Origin of the sequence: Paraburkholderia aspalathi, from assembly GCF_900116445.1 — a bacterium.
GTDB classification, from domain to species: domain Bacteria; phylum Pseudomonadota; class Gammaproteobacteria; order Burkholderiales; family Burkholderiaceae; genus Paraburkholderia; species Paraburkholderia aspalathi.
Genome location: NZ_FPBH01000018.1, coordinates 152,654 through 165,462, shown reverse-complemented (window position 1 = coordinate 165,462; position 12,809 = coordinate 152,654). Strand labels below are relative to the sequence as shown.

General features: G+C 61.0%; 14 protein-coding genes and 1 tRNA gene. 1 reads left to right on the top strand and 14 read right to left on the bottom strand.

Annotation, left to right across the window (positions count from 1 at the left end):
• Positions 1-81: 81 nt before the first annotated feature.
• The 14 genes from nuoF to BM438_RS45890 form a co-directional block, all read right to left on the bottom strand.
• Entirely contained in the window at positions 82-1,410 is a 1,329-nt protein-coding gene (nuoF, locus tag BM438_RS25515; RefSeq protein WP_093639633.1) for an NADH-quinone oxidoreductase subunit NuoF, read from the bottom strand.
• Positions 1,407-1,892 carry an NADH-quinone oxidoreductase subunit NuoE gene (gene nuoE / locus BM438_RS25510; protein ID WP_054034960.1) on the bottom strand — a complete coding sequence of 162 codons (486 nt, stop codon included), beginning with the start codon at positions 1,890-1,892 and terminating at the stop codon, positions 1,407-1,409. Before nuoE ends, nuoF begins: the two co-directional genes overlap by 4 nt.
• A 131-nt stretch (positions 1,893-2,023) precedes the next feature.
• Positions 2,024-3,277, bottom strand: coding sequence for an NADH-quinone oxidoreductase subunit D (locus tag BM438_RS25505; RefSeq protein WP_093639630.1), 1,254 nt, complete (start codon positions 3,275-3,277; stop codon positions 2,024-2,026).
• 9 nt (positions 3,278-3,286) lie between these two features.
• Positions 3,287-3,889 carry an NADH-quinone oxidoreductase subunit C gene (locus tag BM438_RS25500; RefSeq protein WP_093639627.1) on the bottom strand — a complete coding sequence of 201 codons (603 nt, stop codon included), beginning with the start codon at positions 3,887-3,889 and terminating at the stop codon, positions 3,287-3,289.
• Positions 3,890-3,910: 21 nt separating this feature from the next.
• The gene (locus BM438_RS25495; protein WP_006052903.1) at positions 3,911-4,390 is read right to left on the bottom strand and encodes a NuoB/complex I 20 kDa subunit family protein; all 480 of its coding nucleotides are present in this window, start codon (positions 4,388-4,390) and stop codon (positions 3,911-3,913) included.
• 63 nt (positions 4,391-4,453) lie between these two features.
• A complete protein-coding gene (locus BM438_RS25490) occupies positions 4,454-4,813 on the bottom strand; it encodes an NADH-quinone oxidoreductase subunit A (RefSeq protein WP_007175615.1) in 360 nt (119 codons plus the stop codon).
• A gap of 160 nt (positions 4,814-4,973) precedes the next feature.
• Positions 4,974-5,058, bottom strand: a tRNA-Leu gene (locus tag BM438_RS25485).
• A gap of 113 nt (positions 5,059-5,171) precedes the next feature.
• On the bottom strand, positions 5,172-5,549 hold the full coding sequence (gene secG / locus BM438_RS25480; RefSeq protein WP_054034962.1) for a preprotein translocase subunit SecG: 378 nt from the start codon (positions 5,547-5,549) through the stop codon (positions 5,172-5,174).
• An 82-nt stretch (positions 5,550-5,631) separates the two neighbouring features.
• Positions 5,632-6,411 carry a triose-phosphate isomerase gene (tpiA, locus tag BM438_RS25475; protein WP_093639624.1) on the bottom strand — a complete coding sequence of 260 codons (780 nt, stop codon included), beginning with the start codon at positions 6,409-6,411 and terminating at the stop codon, positions 5,632-5,634.
• Between the two features lie 126 nt (positions 6,412-6,537).
• Entirely contained in the window at positions 6,538-7,554 is a 1,017-nt protein-coding gene (locus tag BM438_RS25470) for an NAD(P)H-quinone oxidoreductase (RefSeq protein WP_093639621.1), read from the bottom strand.
• Positions 7,555-7,748: 194 nt separating this feature from the next.
• Positions 7,749-9,896, bottom strand: a complete 2,148-nt coding sequence (pnp, locus tag BM438_RS25465) for a polyribonucleotide nucleotidyltransferase (protein ID WP_208620706.1) — start codon at positions 9,894-9,896, stop codon at positions 7,749-7,751.
• A 338-nt stretch (positions 9,897-10,234) separates the two neighbouring features.
• Positions 10,235-10,507, bottom strand: a complete 273-nt coding sequence (gene rpsO / locus BM438_RS25460; RefSeq protein WP_011487489.1) for a 30S ribosomal protein S15 — start codon at positions 10,505-10,507, stop codon at positions 10,235-10,237.
• A 194-nt stretch (positions 10,508-10,701) separates the two neighbouring features.
• Positions 10,702-12,024, bottom strand: a complete 1,323-nt coding sequence (locus BM438_RS25455) for a branched-chain amino acid ABC transporter substrate-binding protein (protein ID WP_093639615.1) — start codon at positions 12,022-12,024, stop codon at positions 10,702-10,704.
• A complete protein-coding gene (locus BM438_RS45890) occupies positions 12,021-12,209 on the bottom strand; it encodes a hypothetical protein (protein WP_208620705.1) in 189 nt (62 codons plus the stop codon). The genes BM438_RS25455 and BM438_RS45890 overlap by 4 nt, the downstream gene beginning before the upstream one ends.
• Here BM438_RS45890 and BM438_RS25450 point away from each other — a divergent pair.
• Complete coding sequence (locus tag BM438_RS25450) at positions 12,208-12,771, top strand: hypothetical protein (protein WP_093639612.1); 564 nt, start codon at positions 12,208-12,210, stop codon at positions 12,769-12,771. The two genes, BM438_RS45890 and BM438_RS25450, sit on opposite strands and share 2 nt — an antisense overlap.
• The last annotated feature ends 38 nt before the right edge of the window (positions 12,772-12,809 follow it).

Sequence of the window (12,809 nt, the reverse complement as noted above, 5' to 3'; positions counted from 1 at the left end):
CTCAATCGTTCGCCCTGTTCAGCGCCCGTTTCAGGCGATGAATCCCGCGGATGACGTGTTCTGGTGCGCTATTTCGCGTACTTAGGCAGCCACTGTTTCTGACGCCGCTGCCGCACCGGCGTGACCGCCGACGAGGCAATGCTTGTGGGCGACGTGGTATTCGAATTCGTCCCAGTAGTGCTTGAGCATGCCGCGGACCGGCATGGCCGCTGCATCGCCGAGCGCGCAAATCGTGCGGCCCATGATGTTCTCGGCGACCGAGTTCAGCAGATCCAGATCTTCCGGACGGCCGAGCCCGTGTTCGATACGATGCACGACGCGATACAGCCAGCCGGTGCCTTCGCGGCACGGCGTGCATTGACCGCACGACTCTTCGTAATAGAAGTACGACAGACGCAGCAGCGAACGCACCATGCAACGCGTCTCGTCCATCACGATGACCGCACCGGAGCCGAGCATCGAGCCAGCCTTGGCGATCGAGTCGTAGTCCATGTCGGTCTGCATCATGATGTCGCCCGGAATCACCGGCGCCGACGAGCCGCCAGGAATCACGGCCTTGATCTTCTTGCCGCCGCGCATGCCGCCAGCCAGTTCCATCAACGTGGCGAACGGCGTGCCGAGCGGGACTTCATAGTTGCCCGGACGCTCGACGTCGCCTGCAACCGAGAAAATCTTCGTGCCGCCGTTATTCGGCTTGCCGATTTCGAGGTAATTCTGCGGACCGATCGCGAGCAGGAACGGCACCGCAGCGAACGTCTCGGTGTTGTTGATCGTGGTCGGCTTGCCGTACACGCCGAAGCTCGCCGGGAACGGGGGCTTGAAGCGCGGCTGGCCTTTTTTGCCCTCGAGCGATTCGAGCAGCGCTGTCTCTTCGCCGCAAATGTAGGCGCCGTAACCGTGATGCGCATGCAGTTCGAACGAGAAGCCCGAACCCATGATGTTGTCGCCAAGGAATCCGGCGCGACGGGCTTCTTCCAGCGCTTCTTCGAAGAGCTTGTAGACTTCCCAGATTTCGCCGTGGATATAGTTGTAGCCGACCGTGATGCCCATCGCGTATGCGCCGATGGCCATGCCTTCAATCAGCGAGTGCGGATTGAAACGCAAGATGTCGCGGTCTTTGAACGTGCCCGGTTCGCCTTCGTCCGAATTGCAGACGAGGTACTTTTGCCCCGGGAATTGACGCGGCATGAAGCTCCACTTCAGACCGGTCGGGAAGCCAGCACCGCCACGGCCGCGCAGACCCGACGCCTTGACGTCGGCGATCACCTGCTCGGGCGGAATCTTTTCTTCCAGAATGCGGCGCAGCTGGGCGTAACCGCCGCGCGCCACATAGTCTTCGAGATGCCAGTTGTCGCCGTTCAGGCCGGCGAGAATCAGCGGTTTGATGTGACGATCGTGTAAAGACGTCATTTCGAAAGTTCCTCGAGCAGCTGGTCGATCTTCGCGCGGCTCATGAAGCTGCACATGCGATGGTTGTTCACCAGCATCACCGGCGCATCGCCGCACGAGCCCATGCACTCACCTTCTTTCAAGGTGAACTTGCCGTCAGCCGTGGTTTCGCCGAAGTCGATGCCGAGCTTCTGCTTCAGATATTCAGCGGCGCTGTCTGAGCCGCCGTCCGGGCCGAGCTGGCACGGCAGGTTCGTGCAGAGCGTGATCTTGTATTTGCCGACCGGCGAGGTCTCATACATCGTGTAGAAGGTAGCCACCTCCTGCACGGCGACCGCCGGCATGCCGAGATAGTCCGCGACGAACTGCATGAGTTCGGGCGACAGCCAGCCATGCTCTTCCTGAGCAGTAGCCAGCGCCGACATCACGGCGGACTGTTTCTGATCGGCGGGATACTTCGCGATCGCACGATCGATTTCTTTCAGGCCTTCAGCTGAGATCATTTTCAGACACGACTCTTTCAATTCCTACCGAACGAAAACCCGTCGCGCGTTGCATGTTGCGACAGACCCGGCGTTCCTTTGCTTGACGCGCGCTTCGGTGCAATCTGAAGACGCGCGCTGATGAATACGTCCTAGCGATCGACTTCGCCGAACACGATGTCCTGCGTACCGATGATCGTCACAGCGTCGGCGATCATGTGACCGCGCGCCATTTCGTCGAGCGTAGACAGGTGCGCGTAGCCCGGCGCCCGAATTTTCAGGCGATACGGCTTGTTCGCGCCGTCCGAGATCAGGTAGATACCGAACTCGCCCTTCGGATGCTCGACTGCGGCATATGCCTCGCCTTCCGGCACATGGAAGCCTTCCGTGAAGAGCTTGAAGTGGTGAATCAGATCTTCCATGTTCGACTTCATGCCGACCCGCGACGGCGGCGCAACCTTGTGATTGTCGACCATCACCGGACCTGGATTCTTGCGCAACCACTCAATGCACTGTTTCACGATCCGTGTGGATTGGCGCATTTCTTCGACGCGAACCAGATATCGGTCATAGCAGTCGCCATTCACGCCGACCGGAATGTCGAAATCGAGCTTGTCGTAGACTTCGTACGGCTGCTTCTTGCGCAGATCCCACTCGATACCCGAGCCGCGCAACATCGCGCCGGTCATGCCGAGGTTCAGCGCGCGCTCCGGGCTGACCACGCCGATACCGACCAGACGTTGCTTCCAGATCCGGTTGTCGGTGAGCAGCGTTTCGTATTCGTCGACGCACTTCGGGAAACGCGTGAAGAAATCGTCAATGAAGTCGAGCAGCGAACCTTGACGGTTCTCGTTCATCCTCGACAATGCCTTCGCATTGCGGATCTTCGAAGCTTTGTATTGCGGCATTGCGTCAGGCAGATCGCGGTACACGCCACCCGGACGGTAGTAAGCTGCATGCATCCGTGCGCCGGACACCGCTTCGTACACGTCCATCAGGTCTTCGCGTTCGCGGAACGCGTACAGGAAGACCGCCATCGCGCCGACGTCGAGTGCGTGTGCGCCGATCCACATCAGGTGGTTCAGCACTCGCGTGACTTCGTCGAACATCACGCGGATGTACTGCGCGCGAATCGGCACTTCGATGCCGAGCAGCTTTTCGATCGCCATCACGTAGCCGTGCTCGTTGACCATCATCGACACGTAGTCGAGGCGGTCCATGTACGGCACGGACTGGATGAAAGTTTTGGTTTCCGCGAGCTTTTCAGTCGCGCGATGCAGGAGGCCGATGTGCGGATCGGCGCGCTGAATGACTTCGCCGTCGAGTTCGAGCACGAGGCGCAGCACACCGTGCGCGGCCGGGTGCTGAGGACCGAAGTTGAGCGTGTAGTTCTTGATCTCTGCCATGGCGTTCTCTTAGTGTTTCAGACCGCCATAGCGATCCTCGCGGATCACGCGCGGCGTGATTTCCCGCGGCTCGATCGTCACAGGCTGATAGACGACGCGCTTCTCTTCCGGGTCGTAACGCATTTCGACGTAGCCGGAGACAGGAAAATCTTTACGGAACGGGTGACCAATGAAACCGTAGTCGGTCAGGATGCGGCGCAGGTCCGGGTGACCCTCGAAGACGATGCCGTACAGGTCGAATGCTTCGCGTTCGTACCAGTTGGCCGAACTCCAGATATCGACGACTGACGCGACGATCGGCATTTCGTCGTCTGGTGCGAATACACGCAGACGCAGACGCCAGTTGTTCTGCACCGACAACAAATGCAGAACGGCCGCAAAACGCGGGCCGTCATAGGCGCCATCGGCGTAGGTCTGATAGTCGACGCCGCATAGATCGACCAGTTGCTCGAAACCGAGCGAGCGGTCGTCGCGCAGACGCGTTGCCACATTGATGTAGTCGCTCGCCTTCACGACGATCGTCAACTCACCGATTGCCTCGGTGGTGCTCAACAGGAGGCCGCCAAAGGCCGCCTCGAGGTTCGCTTTCAGGGTCTCGAGTTTGCTTGCCATATTGTGGGGGAGGCGTTGGCCTTATTGACGGGCGATTGTGTTGGTGCGGCGGATCTTGGCCTGCAGCTGGATCACGCCATACACCAGCGCTTCCGCCGTAGGCGGACAACCTGGCACGTAGACGTCGACCGGCACGATCCGATCGCAGCCGCGCACCACCGAATAGGAATAGTGGTAGTAGCCGCCGCCGTTCGCGCACGAGCCCATCGAAATCACCCAGCGCGGCTCGGCCATCTGATCGTAGACCTTGCGCAGAGCCGGCGCCATCTTGTTGCACAACGTGCCGGCGACGATCATCACGTCCGACTGACGCGGACTCGGACGAAACACCACGCCGAAACGGTCAAGGTCATAACGGGCAGCGCCCGCATGCATCATCTCGACCGCGCAGCACGCGAGACCGAACGTCATCGGCCACAACGAGCCGGTGCGCGTCCAGTTGATCAGTTTGTCAGCCGTCGTGGTGACAAACCCTTCCTTCAAGACCCCTTCGATACTCATTTGCTTTCCACTCCAGACGGGGCGGCAAGCCTTGGCCACCCACGCAAACCGGCGATTAATCCATCATTCCCAGTCGAGGCCGCCCTTCTTCCAGATATAGGCAAAGCCCAACAGGAATTCGAGCAGGAAAATCATCATCGCCATGAAGCCAGGCCAGCCGATGTCGCGCAAGGCTACGCCCCACGGGAACAGGAACGCGGTTTCAAGGTCGAAAATGATGAAGAGAATGGCGACGAGGTAGTAACGCACATCGAACTTCATGCGCGCATCTTCGAATGCTTCGAAGCCGCACTCGTATGGTGCGTTTTTCTCGGTATCGGGCTTGTTGGGACCGAGGATCTTGCCAATGCTGACCAGTGCTACGCCTAAACCGGTGCCCACAATGAGGAACAACAAGACGGGGAAATAGGCTGCGAGGTTCAAGACTATCCTCTATCGGTTGGTTCTGAATGCCGCCAAGAGCATAGCACTCCTGACGCGAAATCACTTCGGCAACGTACATGCCGCAAGCCCAACGCAAGCCGCGCGTCAGAAGTGAAAATGCCAGCCGAAGCGAAGCAAGCGGCTGGCATTAGATAACATTTGGTGCCGACGGCGAGACTCGAACTCGCACAGCTTTCGCCACTACCCCCTCAAGATAGCGTGTCTACCAATTTCACCACGTCGGCACTAACTGCAATCCGGGAAAACAACTTATAAAACCCGCGAATCGCTTCAAGACTTAGATTGTAACTGGTCTAAACAGTTTGTTCAACGCACAAAAGCACTTTGAACGAAAAATTTATTTCGGCACATCCGTAGCCGGGACGGACGCAGCCGACGCCGGCAACACTGCCGAACCACCCGCCGGAGCGGCCGCCGCGGAAGCCGCGACCGGCGCGGTCACAGCCGCGCCCAGCAAGCCTGCGGACGGCTTCGCACGATATGCGCCGAGGTACGTCAGCGTCAATGTCGTTACAAAAAACACGGCTGCGAGGACGGCCGTGGTACGCGACAAAAAGTTTGCCGAACCGGTCGCGCCGAACAGGCTGCCCGACGCGCCGCTACCGAAAGCAGCGCCCATATCGGCGCCTTTGCCGTGCTGCAGCAAGACAAGGCCAATGACCCCGAGTGCCGACAACAGCTGAACGACGATAATCAATGTTTTCAAATACAGCATCACACTCACCTGAGTCTTTATTTAACCGCACCACACAAAGTGTGCCGCGCGGGATTGGGTCATCCTCGCCAAGGCGCCCTGCTTAACCGGCGACGCTCGTCGCGGCCGCCGCTTTGCAGATCGCCAGGAAATCCTGGTCTTTCAACGACGCGCCGCCGATCAGGCCACCGTCGATATCCGGCTCGCGGAACAATTCTTCCGCGTTCTCCGGCTTCACACTGCCGCCGTACAACACCGGCACATCCGCCACTGCCGCGCCCTTTGCCGCCAGACGCGAACGCAGGAAAGCATGCACTGCCTGCGCCTGATCCGATGTAGCGCTCTTGCCGGTGCCAATCGCCCAGACCGGTTCGTACGCGACGACGATGCGTGCCGCATCCGCTACCGACAGCTTCGCCAGCACCTCATCCAGCTGCGCGCCGACCACCTGCTCCGTCGAACCAGCCTCACGCTCTTCAAGCGTTTCGCCGACACACACGATCGGGGTCAAACCTGCTTCCAGTGCGCGCTGTGTCTTCACCGCGACCAGCTCTGCGCTTTCGCGATGGTAAGCACGGCGCTCCGAGTGCCCGACGATCGCAAGCGTGGCGCCGAAATCCACCACCATCTGCGCCGCCACTTCACCGGTATAGGCGCCATGCGTGAACGCGGAGACATCCTGCACGCCCCACACGACCTTGCCGCCTTCCAGCAACGATTGAGTCTGCGCGAGGTAAGGGCTCGGCACACAGACACCGACGCGCACATCAGCCGGCAATTCTCCCGCGCCTTGCGCCACGGCCTGCAACAGCGTTGCATTCTCGGCGAGGCGCCCGTGCATCTTCCAGTTACCGACTACCAGCTTGGCTCGTTGTTTCGACATCGTCTCGTCGTCTCGTGTATTGGCGGCGGACTTGGTTTGCGCTTACAGCCCGCCTTTCGTATTCATGCGGCGTGCGCAAAACGCGCAATTTTACTGCGTGGGGTGGATCGGGTCAAACCAACCGTGTCAAGCGTCCTGACCCCAAGTCAGCACGATCTTGCCGACGTGCGTGCTGCTTTCCATCAGCGCGTGCGCTTCGGCGGCTTGCGCTGCCGGAAACACACGATGCACCACTGGCTTAATGCGGCCATCTTCGAGGTGCGGCCACACGCGCTCTTTCAACTGCGCGGCGATCTTCGCCTTGAACTCGATCGGCCGCGGACGCAACGTCGAACCCGTCACCGTCAGACGGCGGCGCAGCACTTCGTTCAGATTCAGCTCGGCCTTCGCGCCGCCCAGCAAGGCGATCAGCACGATGCGGCCGCCGTCGGCCAGCGCGGTCAGCTCGCGCGGCACATAACTGCCCGCCACCATGTCGAGAACGACGTCGACACCACGATCGTTCGTCAGTGACTTGATGACTTCGACGAAATCCTCAGTCTTGTAGTTGATCGCCCGTTCGGCGCCGAGCGCTTCGCAGGCGCGGCACTTTTCGTCCGACCCGGCCGTGGCGAACACGCGAAAACCCAGCGCATGCGCAATCTGGATCGCCGTCACGCCGATGCCGCTCGAGCCGCCCTGCACCAGCAGCGTCTCGTTCGGGGCGCCCTCGCCCTTGCCAAGCTGCGCACGATCGAACACATTGCTCCACACCGTGAAGAATGTTTCCGGCAGCGAAGCCGCCTCGACATCCGACAAACCGGCGGGTACCGGCAGGCACTGCAACAGCGGCGCGGTCGCATATTCCGCATAGCCACCGCCCGCAAGCAACGCGCACACGCGATCGCCGATTTTCAGACCGAACGGATTGTTCTTCTCGTCGATGGTGCCGCCGACGACCTCACCCGCCACTTCCAGCCCCGGCAGGTCCGACGCACCCGGTGGCGGCGCATAGCCACCCTTGCGCTGAAATACGTCCGGACGGTTGATGCCTGATGCCGCCACCTTGATCAGCACCTCGCCCGCTTTCGGCTGCGGCGTGGGCCGCTCCGCCAGCTTGAGGACTTCCGGCGCGCCAAATTCGGTGATTTCGATCGCTTTCATCTGCGTCAACTCCAAGATTGGATTGCGTTGCCTACCGTCGGAAATCGTCTGAGCCGAGGCAACATGCCTCGCTTAGAGAGAGTACCCGTTTGCGCCGGTTCGCACCTGCTTGCCGACAACGCAATCCACCCTGCGCCCTTCATGAAAAACGGCCGGCGCGCATTCGCGCTGCCGGCCGTCGCCCTGCTACCGCATTACTGCGGCGTCGGTTCGCCTTGCGGCGCGCCGTTTGCGGCGTCGTTCAGCAACGCCTTGGCCGACAAACGCACGCGGCCCTTTTCGTCCGTCTGGATGACCTTGACCTTCACCTGCTGGCCATCCTTCAGGTAGTCGTTGATGTCCTTGATACGCTCATTGGCGATTTCGGAGATGTGCAGCAGACCATCCTTGCCCGGCAGGATGTTCACGATCGCACCGAAGTCCAGCAGCTTGAGCACGGTGCCTTCGTACACTTGGCCCACTTCGACTTCCAGCGTGATGTTCTCGATACGCTTCTTCGCTTCGGCCATCCCTTCGCTGCTGGTGCTGGCGATGGTGACGACGCCGTCGTCCGAAATATCGATCGTCGTGCCGGTTTCTTCCGTCAGCGCGCGGATCACCGAACCACCCTTGCCGATCACGTCGCGGATCTTTTCCGGATTGATCTTGATGGTGATCATGCGCGGTGCGTAGTCCGACAGCACCGTGTTCGCGCCCGACACAGCCGAGGTCATCTTGCCGAGGATGTGCATACGGCCTTCCTTCGCTTGCGCGAGAGCGACCTGCATGATTTCCTTGGTGATGCCCTGGATCTTGATGTCCATCTGCAGCGCAGTCACGCCTTGCTCGGTACCCGCCACCTTGAAGTCCATGTCGCCGAGGTGATCTTCGTCGCCGAGGATGTCGGTCAGCACGGCAAACTTGTTGCCTTCCAGGATCAGGCCCATCGCGATGCCGGCGACGTGCGCCTTCATCGGCACGCCGGCGTCCATCAGTGCGAGGCAGCCGCCGCACACCGAAGCCATCGACGACGAACCGTTCGATTCGGTGATTTCCGACACGACGCGGATCGAGTAGCCGAATTCGTCGGCGCTCGGCAGGCACGCAGCCAGCGCGCGCTTGGCCAGACGGCCGTGACCGATTTCACGGCGCTTCGGCGAACCGACGCGACCCGTTTCGCCGGTCGCGAACGGAGGCATGTTGTAGTGGAGCATGAAGCGTTCGCGGTACTCGCCTTCGAGCGCGTCGATGTTCTGCTCGTCGCCCTTGGTGCCCAGCGTTGCGACAACCAGAGCCTGCGTTTCGCCACGCGTGAACAGTGCCGAGCCGTGCGTACGCGGCAGCACGCCGGTACGGATTTCGATCGGGCGCACGGTGCGCGTGTCACGGCCGTCGATACGCGGCTCGCCGTTCAGGATCTGGGTACGGACGATCTTCGCTTCGATGTCGAACAGCACATTGCCGACGCTAGCCTTGTCTGCTGCAACCGTGCCGGCTGCCGCTGCTTCTTCTTCCAGCTTGGCCGACGTCGCTGCATAGACTTCCTTCAGCTTGGTCGAACGGGCTTGCTTGTCGCGGATCTGATAAGCGGCGAGCAGATCGGCTTGCGCCAGTTCCGACACGCGTGCGATCAGCGGCTCATTCTTGGCGGCCGGCTTCCAGTCCCATTCCGGCTTGCCGCCTTCGCGAACCAGCTCGTGGATTACGTCGATCGCGACCTGCATTTGTTCGTGACCGAACACCACTGCACCGAGCATCACTTCTTCGGTCAGTTGTTGTGCTTCCGATTCCACCATCAGCACCGCGCGTTCCGTACCCGCAACGATCAGGTCGAGCGCCGATTCCTTCATTTGCGGACGCGTCGGGTTCAACACGTATTCGTTGTTGATGTAGGCCACGCGTGCTGCGCCGACCGGGCCGTTGAACGGCAGACCGGAAATAGCGAGCGCCGCCGACGCGCCGATCAGCGCGGGGATGTCAGCGGGAATTTCGGGGTTCAGCGACAGGACGTGGATCACGACCTGGACTTCGTTGTAGAAGCCTTCCGGGAACAGCGGACGCAGCGGACGGTCGATCAGGCGCGAAATCAGCGTTTCGCCTTCCGACGGACGGCCTTCGCGGCGGAAGAAACCACCGGGGATCTTGCCTGCAGCGTAGGTCTTTTCGAGGTAATCGACGGTCAGCGGGAAGAAGTCCTGACCCGGCTTGGCGGTCTTGGCGCCGACCACAGTAGCCAGCACAACGGTGTCTTCGACATCGACGATCACCGCACCGCTCGCCTGACGAGCGATTTCGCCCGTTTCGAGGCGAACCTTATGTTGGCCCCACTGAAATTCTTTGACGATCTTATTGAACATAGTCATTGCTTTTCCTCTTCGTTATGCCGCGCGGACCAGAAGCGGCGCGGCAACGCCAGGACCGGCGCCACAGGGGAAGAGTAGTGTTATGCCATTCCAGAGAACCACGCCCTACGTTATGTACGCGCGCGAACCGCTGGAATGACACAAAGCTCTGCCCTGAAGCCCGGCCGTATTTCTGCTTTTTGCTGCTTTTCTTACTGCTGTTTTCCTGCTAGGCGCCGCATGAATCGTCACGCTACCGCGACCGGCAGGCGGTGCACATCACATGAAGCGCACCGTGCAAAAACAAAATGCCTGTATCAGTGGAACTGACACAGGCATCTTGCTGAACGACTGGCCGATTACTTACGCAGACCCAGCTTCTCGATCAGTGCGCGGTAACGATCCGCGTCCTTACCCTTCAGGTAGTCGAGCAGCTTACGACGGCGGCTCACCATGCGCAGCAGACCGCGGCGGCTGTGGTGATCCTTCGTGTGTGCCTTGAAGTGAACGGTCAGTTCGTTGATGCGGGTCGTGAGCAGCGCGACCTGAACTTCGGGGGAGCCGGTGTCGTTAGCTGCGCGTGCGAATTGCGCAACGACTTCGGACTTCTTGCTTGTTTCAACTGCGGACATGTCGATTTCCTTGAGAACTAGACAGGCGGTCACGGAAGAAAGGCCGTGCCGTGGGTTACCCGTGGGCGCATATCTGCAATCATTTGCAGCCATGCCTCACAACGGGACGCGTATTGTAGCACAGCCCGATCCGGCCGCGAACCCTGCTGTGCCGGGCGGGATCGTGGCCGGCCCGGGTTTGTTCAGGGGCTGTTTTACGGCCGTTTCATCTTGCATACCGTTGACGGCACAGTCCGTTCGGGCGGCAAAGCCAGCACCGTGCGGAACCCATAGCCCGAACCTTCGTTGTCGAACTTGACGCCCGGCGTGCCGGCCTTGTCCATTTCCATCACGTAAAGGGGCTGGATCAGCTGATGGTCGTCGGCGCGCATCCAGGAGGCGTGGAAGCCGTTGTCGAACTTGATGCCCTCCAACGCCCGGGCGACCGCCGTCGGGTCGGCACTGCCGGCGCGGTTCATCGCCACGGCCAAGGTCTCGATCATCAGCGGCATGCGCAGCACCGGGTAGTCGTCTTGTGCAGCCGGGAAACGGGCGCGAAACGCCGCGTACCAGGCGTCGGAGGCCGCGCCGCCGGCGTTCGGGTGCCAGTCGGCCACCGCGATCACGTGTTTGACGCCGGCGTCGCCCAACGCGGCAGGCGCCCCGAGGCTGTTGCCGTAGAAGGTGTAAAACCGGGTGTCCAGGCCCTGTTCGCGTGCCGCCTTGACCAGAAGCGTCAGGTCGTTGCCCCAGTTGCCGGTGATCACCGCATCCGCGCCGCTCGCGCGGATCTTCGCGATGTAGGGCGCGAAGTCCTTCACGCGGCCAATCGGATGAAATTCGTCGCCGACAACCGCAATATCGGGGCGCTTGGTCGCCAGGGTCGAACGCGCGAGGCTGCTGACGTCGTGGCCGAAACTGTAATCCTGATTCAGCAGATAGACCTTCTTCACCGCTTTGTCGCGCTGGATCACATCAGCCAACGCATCCATGCGCATGCCTGCGTGTGCGTCGAAGCGAAAGTGCCAGAAACTGCAATTGGCGTTGGTCAAGGCCGGATCGTCGGCGGAATAATTGAGGAACAGCTCGCGGTTGCCCGGTTCGCGGCTGTTCTGTTTCTCGATCGCGCCGATCAGCGCCGCGGCGACCGCCGAGCTATTGCCCTGCATGATGTAGCCGATGTGGCGGTCGGCGGCCGCGCGCAATTGCACGAGCGCCTCCTCGGCACTGCCCTTGCTGTCGAGCACCACCAGTTCGAGCGGATGCGCGCCGTCGGCGAGCTTGACGCCGCCTTCCGCATTCACCTGCTCGACACCGAAGCGCAGATTGCGCTCCACCGCCGCGCCCGCATTCGCGAAGGGGCCGGACATGCCTTCGATCAGCGCCAACTGGATCGGTGCACCCATCGGCTTATTGACCGGCTTGCTTGCCGGACCCGGCACCGTTTCTCCCGCGGCGAGCGCCGCCGCGGCCATCGAAATCGCTGCCAGCGCCACGACTGCCGCTGCTGCCGCCCGTTGCCACTTCGCCATCGTCATTGCCCCGCTGGATTCGTCGAAGCGCGGATCATAGGGCGTTCCAGATGGAATAAGCAAGCCGGCAAAGCCGTTATCGTAATTACAGTGGGGCTTGTACGAAGCGCAAATTTTTTGCCGCCGCCCGTGTCAAAATATTGTGTCTCGATGATAAAAACCGCTGCACAAATGCCATCGGAGGAATTCATGTTCAACCGCCACCCATCCACGGCGGCGTCGATCGAAGCGCCGCCCGCAGCACGCCTGCGCCACGCCGCGCTCGTCTGCCTGGGCGCACTCGCGCTCACGGCTACGCTCGCCGGCTGCGTGCAGCCATGGCAGCAATACCAACAAGGCGCGGACGAATCGACCATCGTCGCCCGCCTTGGCGCGCCGCGTGAAAGCTACGATCTGCCCAACGGCGGCAAGCGGCTGATGTGGCCGACCCAGCCAATGGGCGAAACCACTACCGCCGCCGACATCGACGCATCCGGCAAGATCGTCACCGTGCGTCAGGTGCTTCAGCCCAACGAGTTCTACCGGGCGGAGATCGGCAAGTGGACGAAGAGCGACGTGCTGGTGAACTTCGGCCGCCCCGTCGAAACGTCGTACTTCCCGTTGATGAAGCGCGAGGTCTGGACGTATCGCTATCTGGAAGACAACGTCTGGTACATGATGTACAGCTTCTATTTCGACGACCAGGGCATCGTGCGGCTCACGCAAAAAACGCCTGATCCCTTGCACGACCCGGATCGCCGCAGCCTGTTCTGAGCGCTCGCTCGAACCCATTGCGCATGGATTTGCCAAGC

Excerpts from the sequence above, each read along its gene's own strand:
- BM438_RS25455 (WP_093639615.1), bottom strand. The coding sequence starts at position 12,024 with ATGACGATGGCGAAGTGGCAACGGGCGGCAGCAGCGGCAGTCGTGGCG.
- BM438_RS25450 (WP_093639612.1), top strand. The coding sequence starts at position 12,208 with ATGTTCAACCGCCACCCATCCACGGCGGCGTCGATCGAAGCGCCGCCC.
- rpsO (WP_011487489.1), bottom strand. The coding sequence starts at position 10,507 with ATGTCCGCAGTTGAAACAAGCAAGAAGTCCGAAGTCGTTGCGCAATTC.
- BM438_RS25505 (WP_093639630.1), bottom strand. The coding sequence starts at position 3,277 with ATGGCAGAGATCAAGAACTACACGCTCAACTTCGGTCCTCAGCACCCG.
- nuoF (WP_093639633.1), bottom strand. The coding sequence starts at position 1,410 with ATGACGTCTTTACACGATCGTCACATCAAACCGCTGATTCTCGCCGGC.
- BM438_RS25500 (WP_093639627.1), bottom strand. The coding sequence starts at position 3,889 with ATGGCAAGCAAACTCGAGACCCTGAAAGCGAACCTCGAGGCGGCCTTT.
- nuoE (WP_054034960.1), bottom strand. The coding sequence starts at position 1,892 with ATGATCTCAGCTGAAGGCCTGAAAGAAATCGATCGTGCGATCGCGAAG.
- BM438_RS25495 (WP_006052903.1), bottom strand. The coding sequence starts at position 4,390 with ATGAGTATCGAAGGGGTCTTGAAGGAAGGGTTTGTCACCACGACGGCT.
- tpiA (WP_093639624.1), bottom strand. The coding sequence starts at position 6,411 with ATGTCGAAACAACGAGCCAAGCTGGTAGTCGGTAACTGGAAGATGCAC.
- pnp (WP_208620706.1), bottom strand. The coding sequence starts at position 9,896 with ATGACTATGTTCAATAAGATCGTCAAAGAATTTCAGTGGGGCCAACAT.
- BM438_RS45890 (WP_208620705.1), bottom strand. The coding sequence starts at position 12,209 with ATGAATTCCTCCGATGGCATTTGTGCAGCGGTTTTTATCATCGAGACA.
- BM438_RS25470 (WP_093639621.1), bottom strand. The coding sequence starts at position 7,554 with ATGAAAGCGATCGAAATCACCGAATTTGGCGCGCCGGAAGTCCTCAAG.
- secG (WP_054034962.1), bottom strand. The coding sequence starts at position 5,549 with ATGCTGTATTTGAAAACATTGATTATCGTCGTTCAGCTGTTGTCGGCA.